The sequence below is a fragment of the Methylobacterium sp. E-041 genome (assembly GCF_022829665.1).
In the GTDB taxonomy this organism is placed as follows: Bacteria; Pseudomonadota; Alphaproteobacteria; order Rhizobiales; family Beijerinckiaceae; genus Methylobacterium.
This window is the reverse complement of the sequence record NZ_JAKSYQ010000274.1, coordinates 1-2,446: the sequence shown is the minus strand read 5'-3', so window position 1 is coordinate 2,446 and position 2,446 is coordinate 1. Positions and strand designations below refer to the sequence as shown.

The 2,446-nt window shown below is 65.7% G+C and carries 2 protein-coding genes and 3 pseudogenes; all 5 read left to right on the top strand.

All coding sequences use genetic code 11. From position 1 onward, the window contains the following. Nucleotides 1-275: pseudogene (locus tag MKK70_RS24560) on the top strand (GDP-mannose 4,6-dehydratase); the annotation flags it as partial. 104 nt (nucleotides 276-379) lie between these two features. Beyond that, nucleotides 380-1,619, top strand: a pseudogene (tnpC, locus tag MKK70_RS30740) (IS66 family transposase). Between the two features lie 10 nt (nucleotides 1,620-1,629). After that, a pseudogene (locus MKK70_RS24545) lies at nucleotides 1,630-2,001 on the top strand (GDP-mannose 4,6-dehydratase); the annotation flags it as partial. Nucleotides 2,002-2,089: 88 nt separating this feature from the next. Beyond that, nucleotides 2,090-2,236 carry a hypothetical protein gene (locus MKK70_RS24540; protein WP_243950492.1) on the top strand — a complete coding sequence of 49 codons (147 nt, stop codon included), beginning with the start codon at nucleotides 2,090-2,092 and terminating at the stop codon, nucleotides 2,234-2,236. Then, nucleotides 2,233-2,446 (top strand): sugar phosphate nucleotidyltransferase (locus MKK70_RS24535; RefSeq protein WP_409568321.1); only part of this gene is annotated, 214 nt, incomplete at its 3' end. The genes MKK70_RS24540 and MKK70_RS24535, both read left to right, overlap by 4 nt.

Below are 2,446 nucleotides of genomic sequence, written 5' to 3'. Positions count from 1 at the left end.
AGATCACGGGCTTGGGCGCGGTCAACCTGCTCGAATGCGTGCGCACCCTCAAGCCCGACGCGCGCTACTACCAGGCCTCGTCGTCGGAGATGTTCGGCCTGATCCAGGAGCAGGTGCAGAGCGAGGCGACGCCGTTCTACCCGCGCTCGCCCTACGGCGTCGCCAAGCTCTACGCTCACTGGATGACGGTCAACTACCGCGAGAGCTTCGCCCTGCACGCCTCGAACGGGATCCTGTTCAACCACGAGAGCCCGCTGCGCGGGGTCGAGCTAATTATCCACCCGCTTGAGCGGGTCGGATTACATTGATTTCTTCGTGGGATGGCCGGAGTGATCTTGAGTGGCTTAGGCGCGAGGAACTGTTCGATTTGGTGCTGAGTATGCAGCGCCCGGCCAAGACCTCATGCACGTCTTCGAAGCCACCAGCGACGGATCGCAAGGAGCGGCGCGAGAAGGCCAAATTCAGTGGGGCGAAGGCTGGCCATGAGGGCTACAGCCGCGTGATGAGCGAGGACCCCGATGCGATCGCTGAGCATCGCCCGGAACGCTGCACGTGCTGGGGCGGCTCTCTGCACGAGGGGCTTCCCGCGGAGATCGTCAGCGTGTCCGAGCGGATCGAGCTGCCGGAGGTGGCACCGGCCGTCAACCAGCATGGGCGGCTGGTCGTGCACTTCCCACGTGCGGGGTGCGGGTCGTCGCGCTGGTGCCGGAGGCGGCGCGCGGGACGCCCTTCGACCCACAACGGCTCTATGCGGTGGCGACGTATCTGAAGACCTTCCAGGTGCTCTCCTACGAACGGTTGCAGGCAGCGCTGTCGGACCTGTTCGGCTTGACGCTCAGTCAAGGCGGGCTGATGAACCTGCTCCGTCGGGTGCAAGCGTGCTTCCGGCCCGGGCGCGAAGAAGCCGTCTCGACATAGCGTCGGGCCACCGTCGTCGCCTCGGACCAGACCGGCGTGTGCATCCAGGGCAGCAACGCCTACCACTGAGTGTTCCATTCGGCCCAAGGCCGCGGTGCACACGACATCGCCGACGCGGGGCGCCGTCGTGGTGAGGGAGATGATGGACGGGCATCGGCCAGCGGTGTGGATCTCGGACCGCTACATCGCCCAGCAGAGCCACGCCGCCACCCACCAGACCTGCCTTGCCCATCTCGCCCGCGACGTTGCCTACGTCGTCGAAGCGAGAGACGATCACCTGGCGCCTACAACTTTAGCTGCAATCCGTGTTCGCCCCGGCCGAGCGCGTCACCGATCTGGCCGCCTCGACGCTGGCCGCCAAACGTCGAAGTCTGGATCGACAACTTAGCGCCATCCTCGCCACGCCGAGCCGCAGCGACCTGACCCGCGACCTCCAGGCCAAGATCGGCCGGGATCGTCATAATCTCCTCGTCTTCCCCGTCCACCCCGGCGCAGTCGAACCGACCAACAACGGTTCAGAGAGGCTGCTGCGTCCGTCCATCGTCCAGCGGAAGGTCACCAACAGCTACCGCGCGACGTGGGCCGCCGAGGGCGAAACCGCCATCCGCACCGTCGTCGATACCGCACGCCTCAACGGCGGCAGCCCCTTCGGTACCACCCTCAAAACCATCGGCGCCAGAACCCGGCCGTCACAGGGGTAGATAGTTACGCGTCGAGTTCGTAACCCGCAAGATCACGGATGGCGTCGGACGGATCAAGCTGGGACTGGACAAGGAATTGCGGCTCGGGAACATCGACGCCAAGCGTGACTGGGGCCACGCCAAGGACTACACTCGGGGGATGTGGATGATGCTGCAGCAGGACAAGCCCGACGACTTCGTGATCGCCACCGGGGGGACGACGACGGTGCGCGACAAAAGCGCGTTCGCCTCCCGGCATGTCGGCCTCGCCATGGAGGACCACTTGGTCATCGACAAGAAGCTGTACCGGCCGGCCGAGGTCGAGGTGCTGCTGGACAACTTGGCCAAAGCCGAGGCCGCCTTCGGCTGGAAGGCCGAAATCGCACTCGAGGCGATGATCTAGGAGATGGTTGAGGCCGACCTGAAGCGCCTCGGCGGCCGCGCTTGATCCGCAAACGCCGCGTCGTGTCCGCCCCGAGCCCAGTGCAACCGTGAAACGGATCCTGATCACGGGGGCGGCGGGCGACACGACGTGGCTGCGCGCCGCGATCGGCAGATCGCTCTGCGGTGACTGTGACGCGGCGCTCGCCGAAGTGCTCGATCACTTCCGAGGAAGACTAAAGCTAACAAAACAATGAGCTGGCTGGAAGCCATGAACAGAATCTTGCAATCCCCCACAGTGTCGTTGGCTATCCTGCCCGTGATCCTGTGCGGCGGCTCGGGCACGCGGCTGTGGCCGGTATCGCGCGAGAGCATGCCCAAGCAGTTCGCGCGGCTGGTGGACGCGTCGGAATCGACGTTCCAGGCCACCGCGCGGCGGGTGGGCGACGCGGCGGTCTTCGCCCGGC